The sequence below is a fragment of the Pantoea brenneri genome, assembly GCF_038594305.1.
Taxonomy (GTDB): domain Bacteria; phylum Pseudomonadota; class Gammaproteobacteria; order Enterobacterales; family Enterobacteriaceae; genus Pantoea; species Pantoea brenneri.
Window position 1 is genome coordinate 89956 of the sequence record NZ_JBCGBG010000007.1, and the last position, 20677, is coordinate 110632.

Genomic DNA, 20677 nt, shown 5'->3' on the forward strand with positions numbered 1-20677 from the left:
AAATCAAGACGTTATTGTTGATATCGAAAGCGGAATTTTTCTTGTTCGGTTGCAGCTTTTGCCAGGATCCACTGTCGAAAGGCGGCTATTTTACCCAGTTCTGCCTGACTGTCATGACAAACCAGATAAAAAGCGTTTTTACTGACTAATACGTCGTTGAACGGACAGATCAATCGGCCAGCTTCAATTTCGCTCTGCGCCATCACATTATTGGCCAGCGCTACGCCCTGCCCGTGGATGGCCGCCTGCAGTACCATGGCACTGTGGCTGAAGATAGGACCTTGCTGAACGTTGATGTGCTGCAGGCCAAGCTGGCGGATATACGATTGCCAGTCACGTCGTGAAGCATCGTGCAGCAGCGTAAATCGCGACAGATCCATTGGCGTTTTAAGTGGGTTTTCGCCGGTCATCAACGAAGGCGAGCAGACCGGCAATAAATATTCTGCATAGAGCTTCTCAACCCGCAGGCCTGGCCAGTTACCGCGGCCATAAAAAATCGCCACATCGACATCATCGGCCAGCTTCTCTTCATCACGGTCGACAGCCTGAATACGCACGTCGATCCCCGGATAAGCCATATTAAAGCTGGAGAGGCGTGGCACCAGCCACTGAATCGCAAAGCTGGGCAGTAAGCTGACGGTCAGCGCACCCTTGGCACTGCGTGCCTGTAGTTTGCGGGTGGCTTCATTGAGCGCCGAGAAGATCTCTTTAATATCCAGATAGTAGCTTTGCCCTTCTTCGGTCAACAAAAGCGAACGATTCCTCCGGCGAAACAGCTTAAGACCGAGAAAATCTTCCAGAGATTTAATCTGATGGCTTACAGCTGCCTGGGTAACGAAAAGCTCTTCAGCGGCTTTGGTAAAGCTTAAATGGCGCGCGGCGGCATCAAATACCCGCAGTGCGTTGAGAGGAGGAAGGCGTTTCGACATGGTTTTCCGTATCCGGATCGGCGAAAAATACGCGGGCTTATATGCAGCCTTTACGTATTAGAATTTTTAATCCGAGGCATTATAATTTGTCCGTTGAGGAACCTCCAGCAAATACCTATAGTTGCCGCACTTCCTGAGCCGGAACGAAAAGTTTTTAGAGTTGTGAGTGAGTTCGCAGATTTTCTGAAAGCTTTTGGCTTGTGGTCGTGATGTTGTGTTTGCAATTTTTGATCCGACTGTTGCGGATCAAGCTCTTAATTCCTGTAGATTTACCCTGTCTGTCCATAGTGATTTTTAAATAGCACCGCAAATTGCGGTGCTTTTTTTTGCTTAATTACTGACCCATCTCAACCATTTCTTTGACATCGGTGCGGTTGATCTGCTGCTCGTTGCCATTGGCATCTTTATAGCTGATCATACCGGTTTCATCGTCTACCTTAGGTTTGCCGTCGGCAACAATGGTGCGTCCATCATTGGTGTGCATGACATAGTTGCTGGAACAGGCAGTCAGGGTAAAGGCCAGAGTACACACGGCCAGCACTGCGGTGAGTTTTTTCATCTTCTATCTCCTTGCAGATTGATTGCATCAAACCACCCGCGTTACGCTAACCATAGGCAGCAGATAAGTGTGATCGACCAAATATTGTTCGATCGTTGTGCGGGTTTGGTTCAAACCTTGCAATAATCAGCATAACGCGCTTTTCCAGCTTTGCCAGACAGAGACCACTCTTTCAGTCTGGTCCTATTTATTCTCATCATGGGCCGCGTATGACCGTATTTAACCCAACCGCGTTTCGCCAGCAGTTTCCCGCACTGGCCGATGCTGGCGTCTACCTCGACAGCGCAGCGACAACGCTGAAGCCGCAGGCGGTGATCGACAGCATTCAGCAGTTCTACAGCCTGAGCGCCGGTACCGTGCACCGCAGTCAGTTTGCGGCCGCACGTGCCTTAACCGAGCGTTATGAGCAGGCGCGTAGTCAGGTGGCGCGCTGGCTGAACGCCGCTGATGGCCATCAGATTGTCTGGACGCGGGGTACCACTGAAGCCATTAATCTGGTGGCGAACAGCTGGCTGCGACCTCGCTTACAGCCAGGCGATGAGATCGTGGTGAGCGAAGCAGAACACCACGCGAATCTGGTGCCGTGGCTGATGGCGGCGCAGGCCTGCGGCGCCCGGGTAGTTAAATGGCCGTTGGGTGCCGATCGGTTACCGGATATCGCCCGGCTGCCGGCGTTGCTGAACGGCCGTACCCGCTTGCTGGCGGTGAGTCAGATGTCCAACGTTACCGGCGGCTGCCCCGATATCGCTCAGGCCATTCAGCTGGCGCATGCGGTCGGTGCCAAAGTGATGGTGGATGGCGCGCAGGGCGTGGTGCACTGCCCACCCGATGTGCAGGCGCTGGATATCGACTTCTACGCCTTCTCCGGTCATAAAATCTATGGTCCGATGGGAATTGGCGTGTTGTATGGCAAAGCTGCGCTGCTGGAGGAGATGGTGCCGTGGCAGGGTGGCGGCAAGATGCTGACTGAAGTCGATTTCAACGGTTTTACCCCTCAGCCGGTACCGTGGCGCTTCGAAGCGGGAACGCCTAACGTGGCGGGCGTGGTGGGATTAAGCGCAGCGCTAAGCTGGCTGGGCCAGCACGATCGGGCCAAAGCGGAGAGCTGGAGCCAGCAACTCGCCAGTCTGGCAGAGGAGCAGTTGGCTGAATTACCCGGCTTTCGCAGTTTCCGCTGCGGCCATGCCAGCCTGTTAGCCTTTGAATTCACCGGCCTGCACCACAGCGATATCGTCACTCTGCTGGCTGAGCAGGGTATCGCTTTACGTGCCGGTCAGCACTGCGCTCAGCCGCTGCTGGCGGCGCTCGGCGTTAGCGGGACGCTTCGCGCCTCATTTGCGCCCTATAATAATTTGCAGGATGTTGATGCCCTGGTGCGCGCTATGCGCAGCGCCATTTCGCTGTTATCGGAGTTTTAATCATGAGTTCACCGCTGTTAGCGCCACACCCGTTTGGCGATCTGATTACGGTTGCCAGCCTGAAGGAGACGTTTAGCCGCTTTCATCAGTGGGAGGATCGCTATCGTCAGCTGATTCAGCTGAGCCGCCAGCTCCCGGCATTACCCGAAGCGCTAAAAAAAGCGGAGATTGAGCTGAGTGGCTGCGAAAATCGGGTCTGGCTGAGCAGCCAGTTGCGTCCGGATGGCACCCTGCACTTCTATGGCGACAGTGAAGGCCGCATCGTGCGCGGTCTGCTGGCCGTGCTGCTAACCGCGGTGGAAGGCCAGACACCGCAAGCGCTGCTTGAAAACGATCCGCTGGCGCTGTTCGATCAGCTGGGCCTGCGCGCCCAGCTCAGCGCCTCGCGCAGCAGTGGTTTGCAGGCGCTCTCTACGGCGGTACAGCAGGCGGCGCGTCAGGCGCGCGATCAGGCCTGACGGGCAGCGCGCGCCAGATATTTTTTCAGCGCGTGAGAGACGGCAACAAAGCCAAAGGTGGCGGTCACCATGGTGGCCGCGCCAAAACCGGCGGCACAGTCCATTCTTTTCGGCCCTTCTGCCGTACTGCGTGAGGCACAAACGCTGCCGTCCGGCTGCGGATAGACCAGCGCCTCGGTAGAAAAGACGCAGTCGATACCGAGTTTGCCCTTACTGTTTTTCACCACACCAAAAGTTTTCAGCCGCTCACGCAGCTTTGCTGCCAGCGGATCCTGAATAGTTTTAGCCAGATCGGCGACCTGGATCTGGGTGGGATCGATCTGACCGCCCGCGCCACCGGTAGTGATCAGCGGGATCTTGTTACGGCGGCACCAGGCGATCAGCGCCGCTTTAGGCCGCACGCTATCGATAGCATCGATCACATAATCGAATCCGGCCGCCATCAGCTCTGCAGTATTGTCCGGCGTAATAAAATCGTCGATGCAGATCACGTCACAATCGGGATTAATCGCGCGCAGACGTTCCGCCATCACCTCGGTTTTAGCTTTGCCGACGTTGCCATTGAGCGCGTGAATCTGTCGGTTGGTATTGGTGATGCAAACATCGTCCATATCGATCAGGGTGATTTTGCCAATACCGGTGCGCACCAGCGCTTCAGCCGCCCAGGAGCCGACGCCGCCAATGCCGATGACACAGAAATGCGCATCCGCAAAACGCTGTAACGCATCCTGACCATACAGACGCGCCGTGCCACCAAACCGCTGGTGCCAGGCGTCATTTAACACTTTCATAGTTGAACCTGTAACGTCGTGCGGGCCAGCAGGCCCGCAGAGAAGAAATTAGTTGGAACCGAGTAGCAGTGAACCATTATTACCGTTTTGCGGGCTGGAGAACAGCGGTTGTCCGGCACCCGGTGCGGCTTTCAGCACCCAGACGCGGCCATAGTGGTTATAGAAACCGGCCAGATGGGCGGCATCCGGCCCAATCCCCTGATAGATGTCGAAGTGCTGGCCTTTAATCGCCCCACCCACATCCAGCGCGACCATCAGGCGCATCTCATATTTGCCGTTGAATTTGCCTTTCTCATTTAACTGCGGCACTTCCGCCAGCAGGGCCGTACCGGCCGGAATGATTGAGCGGTCAGACGCAACCGACGCTTTTGCCACCAGCGGCACCGCGCTGGCACCGCGTACTGGCGCAAACGGCTCTGGCTTAAAGAAGACGAATGACGGATTGGTTTCCAGCAGTGCACGAACTTCCTGCGGCGAGTGTTCCTGCGCCCACTGGCGAATCGCCTGCATCGACATATCTTCACGCTTCACTTCGCCACGATCGATCAGCTCTTTGCCGATACTGTGGTAGCCCCAGCCATTTTTGCCAGCGTAACCAAAGAAGCTCATCGGGCGACCATCGCCAAAGTCGACGTAACCACTGCCCTGCACATCCATCATGAAATTATCAATCAGCGAGTTGCTGTAGGCGATGACGTAACGATCGTCGAGGCCGCCACTATAGATAGAAGCGCGGCTCGGGAGTTTTTCTCCGCGCTTACGCGGCGGCATGCGATAAATCGGGTACTGGAATTCGCCCTGGCGGGTATAGCGCGCTTCAACCACCGGCGTGTAGTAGCCGGTGAACTGCACGTTACCGTAGTTATCGGTTCCTTCCATCTGCCAGGCATTCAGGCCAAACTGCTGCAGCTGACGGGTATCCGCACCGGCCATCAGCCAGCTTTCGATGGCGCTGTAGGTGCCATTCTGACGACTGTACAGCCCTGACGAGGCGGTCTGGATCTGGCGCACCTGCTCGCCAAAGTCCCGGCCATTCACCGGGCTGCCTTTGGCATTCGGCTGATTAACCAGCGCCAGCGGCTGTTCCAGTTTGCCATCTTTATATTGCTGACCGCGATCGGTCGGTTTAGAACTACAGCTCGCCAGCAGCGCGATCAATGCGCCGGTCAGTGCAATCCTGGCCCAGTGTGCTTTCATTGTTGTCTCTTTTTATAAATGTTCGTCCCGCGACGATAGCAAAGCGCCCGACAGAATGAAATCCATCCGCTTTCTCCTCTTTGCCATCAGTTCAATAATTCGCCAGATGGTTGATTCCTTCAGCAACTGACTGTAAATTTGACCTTTATGTGCAAAAAGGGGTTGCATCAAATAACGCGCGGAGTATAGTGCGCATCCACGGACGCGGGGTGGAGCAGCCTGGTAGCTCGTCGGGCTCATAACCCGAAGGTCGTCGGTTCAAATCCGGCCCCCGCAACCAATACTTCTGCAGCAGTTTACAGAAGTGACAATGTGAAAGTCGCTAAGCGCAATACGGACGCGGGGTGGAGCAGCCTGGTAGCTCGTCGGGCTCATAACCCGAAGGTCGTCGGTTCAAATCCGGCCCCCGCAACCAATACTTCTGTAGCAGTTTACCGAAGTAGAAATGTGAAAGACGCTAAGCGCAAAAATAAGTGCAAAGAGTAATACGGACGCGGGGTGGAGCAGCCTGGTAGCTCGTCGGGCTCATAACCCGAAGGTCGTCGGTTCAAATCCGGCCCCCGCAACCACTCATTTAAACACCTGAAAGGGTGTTTTTTTGTTTCTGCCGTTCCTGATTTCATCTTCATCGCTGCCTGACGTTAAGCAGCAGCGGATAGCACAGGCTACCCGCAAACCTTTATCGGTGCGCCAGCGCCGCCCCACTCTGCACGTATGCCTTGATTCCCTGCAAAATCGCCTCTGCCACCTGATGCTGATAACGGGTGGTGCGCAACTTACGCTCCTCTTCCACGTTACTGATAAAAGCCGTTTCCACCAGGATAGATGGAATATCCGGCGCTTTCAGAACCGCAAACCCGGCCTGATCCACCGTACGCTTGTGCAGATGGTTGATCCGCCCCATACGGTGCAGCACCTCTTTGCCGAACTTCAGGCTGTCATGGATGGTCTGCCGCTGCACCATATCGAACATGGTATGGTCGAGATAACGATCGCCGCTCTTACTGACGCCGCCAATCAGGTCAGATTCATTCTGGGTCTGAGCCAGGAAACGGGCCGCGGCTGAGGTCGCGCCGCTGGTAGAGAGTGCAAATACCGAGGAACCACGCGCCGCCCGGCTGGTGAACGCATCGGCATGAATTGAGACGAACAGATCGGCGCGCTGCTTGCGGGCTTTGGCCACTCTGACGCGCAGCGGAATAAACACATCTTCATTGCGCGTCATGTAGGCCTTCATGTTGGCCTCTTTATCGATTAACGCTTTCAGCCGCCGGCCGATCTTCAGCACAATATCTTTCTCACGGGTTTTATATTTGCCGTGCGCGCCCGGATCTTCGCCGCCATGGCCGGGATCGATCATGATAATGATCGGACGATCGCGCCCGGCTTTACCCGGTAGCGGTGCCTGCACCGTTTCATCTTTCTCAAGATCGCCCTGGTTATAATCCCTCAGCAACGCCAGCAGCGGATCGTCTTCAACCTGATCCTTGCTCGGATAGAGATCCACCACCAGCCGGTGATTGATCCCCGCCACCGGCGACAGGTTAAAGATCTTCGGCGCTACGCTGCGCTTTAGCTCCAGCACCACCCGCACCGTATTGCTGTCAAACTGGCCGACACGCGCATTTTTGATGAAGGGGTCATCCACCCTCACCTGCTTATCGACGCCTTTCAGTACCGTATTGAGATGCAGACCTTCAATATCGATCACCAGCCGTTCCGGATGACTCAGGGCAAACTGCTTGTACTTCAGTGCCACATTCGATTCCAGCGTCATACGGGAATAGGTTGATGACGGCCAGATGCGTACCGCGACGATATGGTTTTTAGCGGCCATACCGACCCGGCTGACGCTTAACAACAGTAACGCGCCGGTTCCTTGTAAAAATCGTCTGCGTGAAAAGTGGGAATTAAAATCCGACATGCCGCTCCAGCTGCTGTGTAATGTCTAAAAAAGCGCCAGTTAATCAAATGGCGGCGAAAACTTTATCCAATCCAGAAGGTGATGTCACCCCGGAAACCCTAAATAATGCAGGCTGTTAGCGGCTTTGACACCCGAAAAAACGTAAATTTTCGTCAGGATTAGCGCTTGCAAAATTGCAGCGAAAAGAATAAAAATACAAAAAATCCGAATAAACATTCACTGAGGGCTGGCTGTGAAGGAACGTAGTACTGAACTGGTTCAGGGTTTTCGCCATACCGTTCCCTATATCAATGCCCACCGGGGTAAGACGTTTGTCATCATGCTGGGCGGCGAAGCGATCGAGCATGAGAACTTCTCGGGCATCGTTAACGATATAGGCCTGCTGCACAGCCTCGGTATCCGCCTGGTCGTGGTCTATGGCGCCCGTCCGCAAATTGATGCCAGCCTCGCTGAACACCAGCTTGAGCCGGTCTACCACAAGTTTACCCGGGTCACCGACGCGCAATCGCTGGAGCTGGTGAAGCAGGCGGCCGGTCGTCTGCAGTTAGATATCACCGCCCGTCTTTCGATGAGTCTCAACAACACCCCGTTGCAGGGCGCGCATATCAATGTGGTCAGCGGCAACTTCATTATTGCCCAGCCGCTGGGTGTCGATGATGGCGTCGATTATTGTCACAGCGGGCGTATTCGTCGTATCGATGAAGAGGCGATTCATCGTCAGCTGGATAACGATGCGATTGTGCTGCTTGGTCCGGTGGCGGTGTCAGTGACCGGTGAGAGTTTCAACCTCACTTCGGAAGAGGTCGCGACCCAACTGGCGATTAAACTCAAAGCGGAAAAGATGATCGGCTTCTGCTCTGAACAGGGTGCACTGGACAGCGAAGGGAATATCATCTCCGAACTGTTCCCGAATGATGCCCAGGCGCGCATTGACGAGATTGAAAGCAGCGGTGATTACCTTTCCGGCACCGTCCGTTTCCTGCGCGGCGCGGTTAAAGCCTGCCGCAGCGGCGTGCGTCGCAGCCATCTGATCAGCTATCAGGAAGATGGCGCGCTGTTACAGGAACTGTTCTCACGCGACGGTATCGGCACCCAGATTGTGATGGAGTCAGCTGAGCAAATCCGTCGTGCCAATATCAATGATATCGGCGGCATCCTCGAACTGATCCGGCCGCTGGAGCAACAGGGCATTCTGGTGCGTCGCTCACGCGAACAGCTGGAAATGGAGATTGATAAATTCACCATCATTCAGCGCGACAATCTGACTATCGCCTGTGCCGCGCTCTATCCCTTTATGGATGAGAAGATCGGTGAGATGGCCTGCGTGGCGGTCCATCCCGACTATCGCAGTTCATCGCGTGGTGAAATGTTGCTGCAGCGCGTGGCGTTGCAGGCGCGTCAGATGGGGCTGCAAAAGCTGTTTGTGTTAACCACCCGCAGTATTCACTGGTTCCAGGAACGCGGCTTTACGCCGGTTGATATTGAGTCGCTGCCGGAGAGTAAAAAAGAGATGTACAACTATCAGCGCCGCTCAAAAGTCCTGATGGCCGATCTGAGCCGAAACACGCTGTAATCGCCAGCAGGGCCGGACGGTTAATACCGCCGGCCCTGTTTGCCTGCCGGTTATCCTGCCTCGCCCAGCCGCTCAACCAGACCGCTACGCCGCTGCGTTTGCAGCTGTACGGCTCGCTGGAACACTCCAGGATCGCTGTAGAGCGTCAGCTGTTTGCGGGCGCGAGTAATCGCGGTATAGACCAGCTCACGGGTCAATACCGGCAAAAACTGGGTTGGCATCACCAGCGCAGTATGTTCAAACTCCGACCCCTGCGATTTGTGTACCGTCATCACCCAGGCAGTTTCATGCGAGGGCAAGCGGCTCGGCTGAATCGCTTTGATGCTGCCATCCGGCAACGGGAAAAAGACTTTCAGGTTGCCTTCTTCGTCGCGCAGCGTAATGCCGATATCGCCGTTGAACAGCCCCAGCGCACTGTCGTTACGGGTGATCATCACCGGTCGTCCGGCATACCAGCGCCCGCCGATCGCGGGGCGACGGATTCGCTGCAGCTGCATCAGCCGTTGTTCAACCCGCTGGTTAAGACCCTGAACGCCAAAGGGCCCGTCTCGTAACGCACACAGCAGCTGATAGCGGCCAAAGGCGGCCAGCACCTCGGCCGGTGATGCCTGTTGCCGGATCAGCTGCAAATAAGGCTGATAGCCCTGCGCCACATCATCCAGCATCGCCTGATAGGCTTCGCCACTGGTTAACGGCTGATAGCTGAGATCCTGATAGCCTGCGGCGAACACCGCTTTCACCTGCTGTGCATCGCCGAGGTTAATTGCCTGAGCCAGCTGGCCAATGCCCGATTTTGCGTCAAAACGGTAACTTTTTTGCAGCAGGCAGATACTGTCGCGAACGGCAGGCGCCAGCCGATCCTCACTGCCCTGCAGCGCACACCCGGTCAGCAATGCGAGCTGTTCCGCACGTGCCAGACTGTAGCCACTTTCGGTACAGCGACAGATATCGCCCAGCACGGCCCCCGCCTCGACCGAAGCCAGCTGGTCACGATCGCCAAGGAAGACTACCCGCGCATGGGCCGGCAGTGCGGCAATCAGCTTCGCCATCATCGACAGATCGACCATTGAGGCTTCATCGACCACCAGCACATCGAGATGCAGCCGGTTACCGGCGTGATAGCGCAGACGCTGGGTATCCGGCTGCGCGCCCAGCAGTCGATGCAGCGTGGTCGCTTCCGTCGGAAAGCGCTGACGTTCTTCCTCGCTGACGGCTAAATTTTGCAACGCGTTGCCAAGCGATTCGGTGAGCCGCGCCGCGGCTTTGCCGGTTGGAGCGGCTAACTGAATCCGTAAGTTGCCGGGATTAAGCCGTATCAGTGCGGCGAGTAGTTTGGCGACCGTAGTGGTTTTTCCGGTGCCGGGCCCGCCGGAAATAACGGCGGTCTTGCGGGTCAGCGCTACAGCGGCGGCGATTTTCTGCCAGTCATCCGGACGATTGCCGAACAGGGTATTCAGCACCTCACTGGCCGCCTCGGCGTCAAACGGCGATTTCACTTCCTGCAGGGCAAAGAAGCTCGCCACTCTGCCCTCGCTGTGCCACAGACGATGCAGATAGAGACGGCGGTTACTGAGTACCAGGGGGGTAATCAGGCTGCCGTCACTGACCGCAGACCAGCCGGCCAGCAGCGATGGCCAGTCATCCGGCGCGCCGGCAGCCTGCCACAGAGCCTGCGCCAGCGCGGGCTGACGGCCCGCAAACAGGCCCGCTTCGCTCAGGTTATCCAGCGGCAGACAGACATGGCCTTCTCCCGCTTCCGCACTAACGCAGGCCGCCGCGAGCAGCAACGCCGGTTGTGATTCATCCGCCAGCAGGCGGGCAAACTGAATATCTAACGGCCGCAGGAGACGCTTTTCTACCGCCTGAAGCAGTAAGCTCAGCATTTCACTCATGACATCTCCCTGGTATGACCAAACAACGCATCTATCTCTTCAATAAAGGCTTCGCTGGGACGGGTGGCGAAAATACCGTTATCCGGCGAACTGCCATCCATCCCGCGTAAAAACAGATAAAACACCCCGCCGAAGTGGCGCTGATAATCATAATCCTGCAGACGGTGCTGAAGATAGCGATGCAGCGCCAGAGTATACAACTGATACTGTAAATCGTAGCGGTGGTCGATCATTGCCTGCGCCATCGCCTGTGGGGTATACGCGGCGTGGCTCTCGCCCAGCCAGTTCGACTTATAGTCGAGCAGATAATATTTTCCCTGCCAGCGGAACACCAAATCGATAAAGCCTTTTAGCATGCCCTGCACCTGACGAAAATCGAGTGCCGCCGCCTGTTGTGATAGCGGGTCGTGACGGCGCAGCAGATCGTCAAGCTCGGCAGCGGTCAGCAGATTATTGATAGGCAGATAGAACTCCATCTCGATCAGCCGGTCACTGCTGTTTATCGCTGACAGCGTCAGGCCGTCATCATTGAGCGGCGTATGCAGTACCCGCTCAATCCACTGCTGGATCACCGGTAACCAGCTCAGCGGATAGCCATGATGCTGCAACTGATCTTCCAGCCAGAACGCATCCGGCGGTTCGGCAAAGTCGATCGATTCAAACAGACCGTGCAAAAAGGTTCCCGGTGCGGCACCGCGTGGAAAGTGGTGAGGCGTGAGAGCCGCTTCTTCGCCGCTCTCCTCTTCGCCTGCCGCATCAATATCGAAATTCGGCAGCGCATCCAGCAGTGCGGAGCTGTGGTGCTGTTGCAGGCCCGAGTAACTGGTGACCCGCCAGGCATCGGCCAGCGCGCGCGTCACCTCACGACTGCTTAAGGCTTCATCGCCGGTCGGCCGATCCTGCCAGACTTCACCCGGCCGCAGATCGTCAGCGATCACCTCGATCCCGTTGCCGCTTAACGCCGCTAACCGCTGGCTGAGCTGTTGTGCATCGGCCGCTTCGCCCCGCTGCACCAGATAACCGAGCGCGCTCTTGTGCAGATCGCTGTCGCCCTCTTTTTTACGCGTTCCTTTGATCAATGGCGCAATACCGACGCTGCAGTGATAAACCGAACGGGTCAGCGCCACATAAAGCAGTCGCAAGTCCTCTGCCAGTCGCTCCTCTTCAGCCAGTTCCATGCTCTGTGCATCACCCTGCACATCCAGCAAGGCGGCAAAACTTTCACGATCGTGATACAGCGCACTGGCCGCCTCACGGTAGCCGGCGGCAAACGGCAGCCAGACCAGCGGATATTGCAGCCCTTTCGATTTATGGATGGTGACGATTTGCACCAGATGGCGATCGCTTTCCAGCCGCAGCTGCTGGCTTGCCGCCTGGCTATTGGGCCGGGCAATCTGCTGGGCCAGAAAGCGCACCAGCGCATGCGGACTGTCGAGCTGCACTGAGGCTTCCTGCAACAGTTCGCCCAGATGCATCAGATCGGTCAGGCGGCGCTCACCGTTTTCGGAGGCCAGCATATTTTCAGCCAGCTGACGCTTGATCATCACGTCGCGCAGCATCGGCAACACGCCACGCTGGTGCCAGAGCTGCTGCCAGACGGCAAACTGCTCGACCAGCGCATCCCATTCGCGCTCATTTTGGGTCAGTGCATCGAGCGTGGCGGCGTCAATGGCGAAGATAGAGGTCGCCAGCGCACTGCGCACCAGTCGCTCCTGCTCCGGTGCCTGGATCGCCTGCAGCAGCCACAGCAGTTCCCGCGCTTCAGGCGTGGTATAGACGCTGTCGCGACTGGAGAGATAGACCGAGGGAATCGACAGTGCATTGAGCGCATCGCGGATCAAACCCGCTTCGTTACGACTACGCACCAGCACGGTGATATCGGATGCGCGCACCGGACGCAGCGAGTCACCCTTTCCTAAGCAGGCGCGTCCCTGCTGTCCGGCCACCAGCCAGCGGCTGATATCCGCCGCACACTGACGCGCCATAAACTGCTGATAATCGCTGCTGCCGACGCCTGCACCGGGTTGTAACCAGAAACGCAGCGCCGGTTGCGGCCGATCGTCATAGATCAGTTTCAGCGCCTGATTCGGTGCCGCCGGTTTGACCTGCAGGAAAGGAATAGCGGAGAACAGAAACGGAGATTCCAGCTGAGAAAACAGCCGGTTAACGCTATCGACCATTTCCGGTGACGAGCGCCAGTTAGTATCGAGCGTGTAGTGAGCGCTAACTTCACTTCGCGCGCGCAGATAAGTAAAAATATCCGCGCCGCGGAAGGCATAAATCGCCTGCTTAGGATCACCGATTAGCAATAGTGCCTGTTCTGGCTGGTTGATATAGAGCGTGCGGAAAATGCGGTACTGCTGCGGATCGGTATCCTGGAATTCATCGATCAGGGCGACCGGGAACCGTGCCCGAATGGTCTCAGCCAGCAGGGTGCCGCCCGGTTGCTGCAACGCCTCATCCAGCTTGCTCAGCAGGTCATCAAAGCCTAACAGCGCCCGCAGCCGTTTCTCACGCTGGACGGTGGCGCGCACGTCAGTCAGCGCCTGTGCAATGATCACATCCCGCAGCGACAGCGGTTCCGCCAGAAACTGATCGATTGCGTCAAACACCGGATGGCGCGGGGCTTCACCTTTTTTGGTTTTCTCCTCCAGCACCTGCTGACCAAAACGCTCCAGCTCTTTCGGCAGTTGGTAATCCAGCGTTTCGCTGTTGGCCCACTGCGTGACTTTCGCCACCCAGACCGGCAGGTTTTTACTGCTGTAGCTGCGCTTATCGACGCCGGATGCGCTGATGATGCCTTCCACGTCGGCACTGAGCGACTGCCACTGCTGCTTGATTGACGTAATGCGCGCCAGATTGCGGGCGTGACGTGACGCCAGAGTCTCATCGGCAGCAGGTGGCCGCTTCAGGCTGGGCGATTCACCCTGTAGCCAGGGGCGCAGCGTGGTCAGCAGGCTGTCCGGCCCGCTCCATTCCGCCGCAATTACCCGCGCCACATCAAGCGACAGCGGATAGCACTGCCGCCGCCAGAAATCGGCGGTCGACTGCTTCAGCAGCGCCTGCTCATCTTCAATCAGCTCCTGCTCAAACAGCATGCCCGATTCAAACGCGTTGAGGTTGAGCATCCGCTGGCAGAAACCGTGGATAGTAAAGATCGCCGCTTCATCCATCTGCCGCTCGGCCGCCAGCAGTTGCGCTGCGGCGTGCGCTAAATCCGGTATCTGGTCAAGCAGCAGCTGATGCATCGGATCGCCGCTGCTACCGCGAATACAGGCCAGCCGCAGCTGATGAATATTCTCGCGGATACGTCCGCGCAGTTCAGCGGTCGCGGCCTCGGTGAAGGTCACCACTAAAATTTCTTCAACCGACAGCGGACGGCTGTAAGCATTTTCGCCGCCCAATCCCAACAGCAGACGAAGATAGAGCAAACCAATGGTAAAGGTTTTTCCGGTCCCCGCTGAGGCCTCAATCAGCCGCTCACCTCTGAGCGGCAGCGTTAAGGGATTCAGGGATTCTGCAGGTAACTGCGTCATTGGGTCTCACTCTTTACCGGCAGCGACTGCTGCAACTGCGCCACTTCATTCCAGGTTTTCCAGCCTGGCAGCTGGGCAAAGGCCACTTTTTCGTTGCTGTTTCCCGCGATCTGCGAGGTCATCACCATACCGGTGTGTTGTATCACCGCATGCTGGAAGAAATCAGCCAGGCTGGCTGGAGTCAGCTGTTTAATCTGCGCAATCACTTTCTGGCGCGTGTCAAAGTCGTCATTCTGGCGGTCAAAGTCGCGGCTATAGCGATCCGCCTCCTCATCCAGTGTCTGAGGACGCTGCTGCAGATCATTGATCATCGCCTGCTGATACTGGGCAAAATCGGCCTGACTCATCGTGCGTAAGCGTTTCTCCGCCTGCGGATAGAAGGCCTGATAGCGCTGCAGCAGCCAGGCCGGTTGTTTGCTGTTGCTCTGCAGCAGGAAACCGATCCCCCACTGACGGCCTACCGGCATCTGGAAGGCAAACACCGCATAACCAAGTTGCTCTTCGGTGCGTAGCTGGTTGTAGAACCACGGCTGCACAATCTGACTCAGCATCGAGCTGTTCGCCATACTCTGGTATTCGCCATAGCCGAGCGGTATATAGAGCGCCGCTAAGGCAGAATCGGTGCTGCTGCCCTTCTGTTGCAGGTTGGCTTTAAGCGGTTTTTCGAACGTCACATACTTACTGCGCCAGGTGTCAGTGCCGGTGCTCTGCATCTGCTGCTTCAGTTCACGCCCCAGCTGGATCACGCTGTCGGCACTCAGGTTACCCACCACCATCATTTCCGGCGTTGCCGCGCGGAACAGTTCATCGCGATAGGCGGTGACATCCTTAAGTGTGATAGCACTGACCAACTTGCGACGCGTTTCCCGCTGGGTGTAGGGCAACTGCGACAGCAACTGCATCGGCTGAATCGCCTGTTCAAAAGCTTTACCTTTGTCCGCTGCCTCCAGCCGTTCCCGATACCAGGATTTGGCCTGCTCCAGCTGCTGTTGCGTCGGCTGGAAGTGAGCATAGCCTTCAACCAGCTTCTTCAGCAGGGTTGGCAGGCGCTGAGTAAAGCCGCTGGCGCTAAACACCAGCCCCTCATTTTCGCCGGTTGAAAAACTGATGCCACCGACCGATGCCTGCGAGTTCAGCTCATCCAGCGCCAGGCTGGAGAGGTAGTCATTGAGGCCAAACAGTACCTGCTGGCGCGCATCACTGATGGCGTTCTTGTTACGCAGCGCCAGGGTAATCGCAGCTTTTGGCTCGCTGGCGTAAAACTGACTGGGCATCCAGTAGATACGCATACCGGCATCATTTTCCAGCCTGACCGGATGTGAATAGTGTTTATCGTCCGCCGGCAGCAGGGTGAAGTCATCCGGAATATAAGGATTCAGCGTGGGCATCGAAAGCGCAATCTGGCTGCTGCGTTGTTGCCAGTCGGCAAAGGTCGCCGGCGTAATTTTTTCAACCTGATACGGCGCATCAACAAAGTACGCCTGTTTATTGTGCGGTTCCTGCGGGCTGATATACCAGATACGCGCCTGCTGTGGCGTCATCTGATCCAGCCGTGCCTTGATGGCCGCGACATCATACTGATCCGCCAGATAAGGCGCATCCAGCGTGTGCTCAACCGGCACCCGCAGCATGGTATCCGCCAGCCATTCGATGTAATCCATATCCCGGGTAATTGAGGGATAGCGGAAGTCGAGCGCCAGCACGTGAGAGACCTCATCGAAATAGCGCTTATCATCTGCCTGCTCACGCAGCAGGTTGATGTAGCTAAAAATGGCTGCGACCACTTCATCGCGCTGCGCCAGACCTTTGTCGGTCAGCGAGGCGGTAATCGCAAACACGCCGCCGTTGCGATCGGTCATCGGGTCAGCCCCGGCATTCACCCCGTCGGCTAAGCCCTGTTTTTGCAGCCAGTCGGTCAGGGTATTTTTACTGCGGTTGCTGATCAGGTAGCTAATCAGGGTGTCGGTTTTGCTACGAAAACGGTCGCTGTTATTAGCAATGCGAAACTCAATCTTAAGCTGTTTGCGTGGCTGAGCCGGAACGTAATGGATCAGAATGCCCTGCTGCTCAGCCGTCACCACCGGTACGCTGATTGCCGGTACGCTGGCGTTATGGTTAGCCACCCGACCAAAGGTTTTGGCCGCAATTGACGCCATCTCCGGCAAGGTTTTGTTGCTGTAGATCACCGCTTTCATCAGATTGGCGGAGTAATGGGTATGGTAGAAATCCAGCAGCGCCTGGTGCAGTTTGCTGTCGGGTTTGTCTTTGAGCGTATCGAGATTACCGCCGGAAAAACGCGACGCCGGGTGGGCCGGGTTGAGCGTTTCTGCCCCGACCTGCGCCATGCGTAACCCGTCGCGCGAGCGCGCCATCGTCAGTTCAGCGTTGACCGCATGGCGTTCCCGATCGGCGTTGACCGGATCAAGTAGCGGCGCGGCAACCGCATCTGCCAGACGATCCACCGCCGGCTCCAGCGAAGCATTTTCCACTTCCAGATAAAAGGCGGTGCGGTAAGAGGCGGTACTGGCATTGTGGCTGCCACCGTGCTTTTTCAGGAACTCAGCCAGATTGTCCGGCTGAGGGTAATGGGTTGATCCCATCAGCACCATATGCTCAAGATAGTGCGCCAGGCCGAGCTGCTGGTCAGGATCGTCCAGTGAGCCAATCGGTAAGGTCAGTGCCGCCAGCGATTTGGGGGCAACCGGATCGGAAACCAGTAATACCGTCATGCCATTGTCGAGCCGGATAGCCTGATACTGACGGGGATCGTGTTCACTCTTGCGAATGATGTCGTTAATTGGTTGCCAGCCCGATTCGGTCTGCGCTATGGCAGTACAAGCCACCAGGCCTATCAGAAGCGCCGCAAACCAGCGTGCGTATGTCCGCATGTAAACCCCTTACGTTACCCAATAAACCGCCAGTGCCTGACACCGCGGCTCAAAGCAGAGCAAACTTTCTATGTAATTGGCCAGTGAGCAAATTGCTGTCTGGCCTGCTATTCATCATCCTGATGTGCAGCCAGCACCGGTAAATAACAGCGTTGTGCCGCCTCAGTTATCTGTTGTAGCTGTGTTTCATCCAGCACGCGGCACAGGCGTTGCAGGTAAGGATCGCTGCCTTCTCCCTCAACCTGATAACTGCCTGACCACGCAGTCAGCAGGCGATTGCGCGCTTTAAGCTGGGTCGCTTCATCGGTCAGTAGCTGCTGACTTTTTTTGTCATAGCTGGCCGTTAACCAGGCACCGCCGCTTTTGTTGAGCAGCATCAGCGGCTGACGCATGCCGGCGAAATAGCCCGCCACATAGTCATTCAGTGCCGCGACGGCCGCCGGCGGGTTTACCGCCAGAAAGCGCCAGCGACTCTGCTGTCGGCCAAACATCCGGCTGCTGCCGGTGCCGCCCAGTGCGCAATAGACCAGATGTTCCAGCCAGAGCAGCAGCCCGTCGTTCATGTTCAGCACCCCAGGCCGCCAGCGCAACAGGCCGTCATCCTGCACCTGGGTGAGCCAGCCGGTCAGGCTGACCTGTTCCAGTTGCAGATTGACTTCCCAGCTCTCGCCTTCACTGCGCTGCGTCACCACTTCTGCCGCCACTTCCTGCATCTCATCACGCTGCGCCTGCCAGAACAGTTCGCCAAATGCGCCGTAAGGCAGATTACCCGCCGCACGGTGATGCGCATAGAGCCGCTGGGTATCCTCCCCTTCCACCAGCGCATTCAGCAACTGCGCGTTAATCTGATAACGCTCCAGATTGTCGAGAGCGAACGGTTCGCTGTCGGGCAGTTCGTTCTCTTCCAGCCAGAAATTTACCCCGAGCCGCTGATGAAACCACGCCCGCACCGGATGGCGCCAGAAGCGCAGAAACGCCTCCAGCGTCAACGCCTCAATCGACGGCGCTTCCAGCGGCTGAACAAAATCGGGTTGCGGTTGGCCTGCGCCCTGTGCGGCAGGTAACCATTCGCGGGCAAAGCTCTGCAGCCTGGCGGCAGGCTGGAAATTCTCGGCAGCAAACGGCATCCGGCTGTGCAGATGTTGCAGATGGTCCCGTACCCGCGCAGCGCTCTCATCCAGATCGCGCTCTTCATCGCCGTCCAGATAAAAACTCTGCCCGATATAATCCAGCAGTTCTGTGACCAGCACCGACGGGTAGCGTTCCGTATTATCCTGAATTGCCCGGCCGATATAGCTGATGTAGAGCTGCTGTTGTGCAGAAATCAGCGCCTCAAGAAACAGATAACGGTCATCATCACGGCGGCTGCGATCGCCTTTACGTGATTGCTGCTGCATCAGATCGAAACCTAACGGCGCTAAAGTGCGCGGATAGACGCCATCATTCATGCCCAGTAAACAGACCACTTTGAACGGGATCGAACGCATCGGCATCAGGGTACAGAAGTTGATCTGCCCGGCCAGGAATCGCTGGCTGATACGCTGCTGATCCAGCCGGCTGCGAAGGTCGTCACGCAGCAGCGTGACCGGAATCACCTCTTCAAACCTGGCGTCCATGCCATATTCAATCAGTGTCTGCCACTGCTCTTCCACCAGCAGCAGCGCCGCTTCGGTTTCGGCATCGGGGCTGAAAAATGCGTTCAGCAATTCCCGGCACAGCGGCAGCCACGCCTGCAGTGGCCGCGGCTCGGCCAGCAGTTGCCGCCAGTGGTTAAGCCGGGACAACAGCTCCGCCAGATGGCCAGCCAGTTCACCCACCAGGCCGCTCGATTCATCGTACGGCAGAATCCCTTCCCAGTCCCCGTTGTGGCTCTCCATCGCGTAGCCCAGCAGCATGCGTTGCAGACCAAAACGCCAGGTATGCTGGCCGGTTATCGGTAATGATAAAGCTTCTACGCTGGCGTCATCCAGCCCCCAGCGTACGCCCGATTCACTGACCCAGCGCCGCAACAGACGCAGCCCGCTTTCATCAATGGCGAAATGGCTGGCCAGCGCCGGCACATCCAGCAGCGCCAGCACATCCTCGGAGACAAACCGACTGTCCGGCAGCGCCAGCAAATGCAGGAATGCCACAATGGCCGGATGCGCCTGACTGGCGCGGCGGTCTGAAATGGCGAAGGGTAAATAACGGTCTGCGGAGGCATTGGCGAAAACCGCCTGAATAAACGGCGCATAGGCGTCGATATCGGCCACCATGACAATAATGTCACGCGCTTTCAGCGTCGGGTCAGCCTCCATCAGCGCTAACAGATGATCCTGTAATACTTCGACTTCACGCTGAGCACTGTGGCATACCTGCACCGCCACCGAACGATCCTGCGGATCGAGCCAGCGTTTCTGATCGCTGTGCGCCAGTTGCGCGGCGTCGAGCCCGATCACGGCGTTGTCCTGCAGATTAAGCAGATCGGACTGCAGGCAGTGCAGCAGGTTGTCTTCTTCCACCTCAACAAAGGCGTCAATGTCGTCATTGGCCTCCATCTGGCTGAGCAGAAACAGATTATCGCGTCCCAGCTTGCCCCATGAGGCGAGCAGTGGATTGGTCAGCTGTTGTTCACCAGCATCATTGAATAACGCGGGCGCCTGCTCCACATCGCGGAATAATCCGCGCTGCTCATCCGCACCATGACGCCGACGCTGGCGGCTTTGCAGCTTAGCCAGAAAGGCATAATCCTGAATATCGCCCCAGTAATCGCGGCAGGGATTGGTAAACAGCAAATGAATATCTATGTGGCGTCCCAGCGCCTGCAACGCCTGTAAATAGACCGGCGGCAGCGCGGAGATGCCGCAGATGAATACCCGTTTCGGCAGATTTTCCGGCGTGTGTTGCGCCTGCTCCAGCGTCTGGATAAATCGCGCATAGAGATTGGCACGGTGCCATTTTGGCTGACGCAGCGTTTCGGTATAACTGACCAGATCGCGCCACAGCGCCGCCTGCCAGCGCTGCGCCTCACCCAGCCCGTCAATGGTTTCACCGCGCTCCCAGCTGTTGAGCCAGTCGGCGCGATAGACCAGATACTGGTCAAACAGATCCGCCACTCGTGAGCTCAGCTGGAACAGTTTTCGCTTGTCGCTATCGTCGTGCAGATAGTGACGCAGCGAGATAAACTCCTCGTGCTCCAGCATCACCGGCAAACGATGCATCAGCTTCCAGCTCATGCTGGCTTTGCTGAACGCACTCTCGACCGGAATATCGGGCAGCACCCGGACAAACATCTCCCAGATGAAACTGGCCGGCAACGGGAATTCAATGTTGGCCGCGATACCAAAGGTCTGCGCCAGCTCCATTTGGAGCCACTGCGCCATACCCGGACTTTGCACCAGCACCATTTCAGAGGCGAAAGGATCATCCAGAGGATCATGTTTAATCACCGCAGCCGCCAGAATCTTCAGCACATCAAGCTGATTAGAGTGATAAACGTGAAACATGAAAACTCCTGTGGCGACTCATAACAT

Annotated in this window: 12 protein-coding genes and 3 tRNA genes; 6 read left to right on the forward strand and 9 right to left on the reverse strand. The window is 56.9% G+C overall.

The annotated features are described in order from the left end of the window. Positions 1-11: 11 nt before the first annotated feature. Both AABB92_RS19930 and AABB92_RS19935 read right to left on the reverse strand, forming a co-directional pair. Positions 12-929: a transcriptional regulator GcvA gene (locus AABB92_RS19930; protein WP_031374717.1), complete on the reverse strand. Its 918-nt coding sequence runs from the start codon at positions 927-929 to the stop codon at positions 12-14. 334 nt (positions 930-1263) lie between these two features. Beyond that, complete coding sequence (locus AABB92_RS19935; protein ID WP_031374716.1) at positions 1264-1488, reverse strand: YgdI/YgdR family lipoprotein; 225 nt, start codon at positions 1486-1488, stop codon at positions 1264-1266. 209 nt (positions 1489-1697) lie between these two features. Between AABB92_RS19935 and csdA the strand changes: the two genes are divergently transcribed. Then, on the forward strand, positions 1698-2906 hold the full coding sequence (gene csdA, locus AABB92_RS19940; protein WP_031374715.1) for a cysteine desulfurase CsdA: 1209 nt from the start codon (positions 1698-1700) through the stop codon (positions 2904-2906). A 2-nt stretch (positions 2907-2908) separates the two neighbouring features. After that, positions 2909-3364 carry a cysteine desulfurase sulfur acceptor subunit CsdE gene (gene csdE, locus AABB92_RS19945; RefSeq protein WP_031374714.1) on the forward strand — a complete coding sequence of 152 codons (456 nt, stop codon included), beginning with the start codon at positions 2909-2911 and terminating at the stop codon, positions 3362-3364. Here the strand turns inward: csdE and tcdA are convergent. Both tcdA and mltA read right to left on the reverse strand, forming a co-directional pair. After that, positions 3355-4155 carry a tRNA cyclic N6-threonylcarbamoyladenosine(37) synthase TcdA gene (gene tcdA / locus AABB92_RS19950; RefSeq protein WP_031374713.1) on the reverse strand — a complete coding sequence of 267 codons (801 nt, stop codon included), beginning with the start codon at positions 4153-4155 and terminating at the stop codon, positions 3355-3357. The two genes, csdE and tcdA, sit on opposite strands and share 10 nt — an antisense overlap. A gap of 48 nt (positions 4156-4203) precedes the next feature. Next, positions 4204-5352 carry a murein transglycosylase A gene (mltA, locus tag AABB92_RS19955; protein WP_031374712.1) on the reverse strand — a complete coding sequence of 383 codons (1149 nt, stop codon included), beginning with the start codon at positions 5350-5352 and terminating at the stop codon, positions 4204-4206. Between the two features lie 203 nt (positions 5353-5555). Between mltA and AABB92_RS19960 the strand changes: the two genes are divergently transcribed. From AABB92_RS19960 to AABB92_RS19970, 3 genes are all read left to right on the forward strand, one after another. Continuing rightward, positions 5556-5632 (forward strand) — tRNA-Met (locus AABB92_RS19960). Positions 5633-5690: 58 nt separating this feature from the next. Beyond that, positions 5691-5767: transfer RNA gene (locus AABB92_RS19965), tRNA-Met, on the forward strand. Positions 5768-5844: 77 nt separating this feature from the next. Then, a tRNA-Met gene (locus AABB92_RS19970) sits at positions 5845-5921 on the forward strand. Positions 5922-6031: 110 nt separating this feature from the next. On the opposite strand, the gene amiC is transcribed toward AABB92_RS19970, so the two are convergent. Further along, positions 6032-7276 (reverse strand): N-acetylmuramoyl-L-alanine amidase AmiC, encoded by a 1245-nt coding sequence (gene amiC / locus AABB92_RS19975; RefSeq protein ID WP_082097605.1) that lies wholly within the window; start codon positions 7274-7276, stop codon positions 6032-6034. A gap of 232 nt (positions 7277-7508) precedes the next feature. Here amiC and argA point away from each other — a divergent pair, with 232 nt between their 5' ends. After that, a complete protein-coding gene (argA, locus tag AABB92_RS19980; protein ID WP_031374711.1) occupies positions 7509-8849 on the forward strand; it encodes an amino-acid N-acetyltransferase in 1341 nt (446 codons plus the stop codon). Positions 8850-8899: 50 nt separating this feature from the next. Here the strand turns inward: argA and recD are convergent, their stop codons facing one another. From recD to recC, 4 genes are all read right to left on the reverse strand, one after another. Further along, positions 8900-10741, reverse strand: a complete 1842-nt coding sequence (gene recD / locus AABB92_RS19985) for an exodeoxyribonuclease V subunit alpha (RefSeq protein ID WP_046289221.1) — start codon at positions 10739-10741, stop codon at positions 8900-8902. Then, entirely contained in the window at positions 10738-14277 is a 3540-nt protein-coding gene (gene recB / locus AABB92_RS19990) for an exodeoxyribonuclease V subunit beta (protein ID WP_046289222.1), read from the reverse strand. Before recB ends, recD begins: the two co-directional genes overlap by 4 nt. Then, entirely contained in the window at positions 14274-17165 is a 2892-nt protein-coding gene (ptrA, locus tag AABB92_RS19995) for a pitrilysin (RefSeq protein ID WP_046289223.1), read from the reverse strand. Before ptrA ends, recB begins: the two co-directional genes overlap by 4 nt. Positions 17166-17272: 107 nt before the next feature. Then, the gene (gene recC / locus AABB92_RS20000) at positions 17273-20650 is read right to left on the reverse strand and encodes an exodeoxyribonuclease V subunit gamma (RefSeq protein ID WP_031376185.1); all 3378 of its coding nucleotides are present in this window, start codon (positions 20648-20650) and stop codon (positions 17273-17275) included. Positions 20651-20677 lie beyond the last annotated feature (27 nt).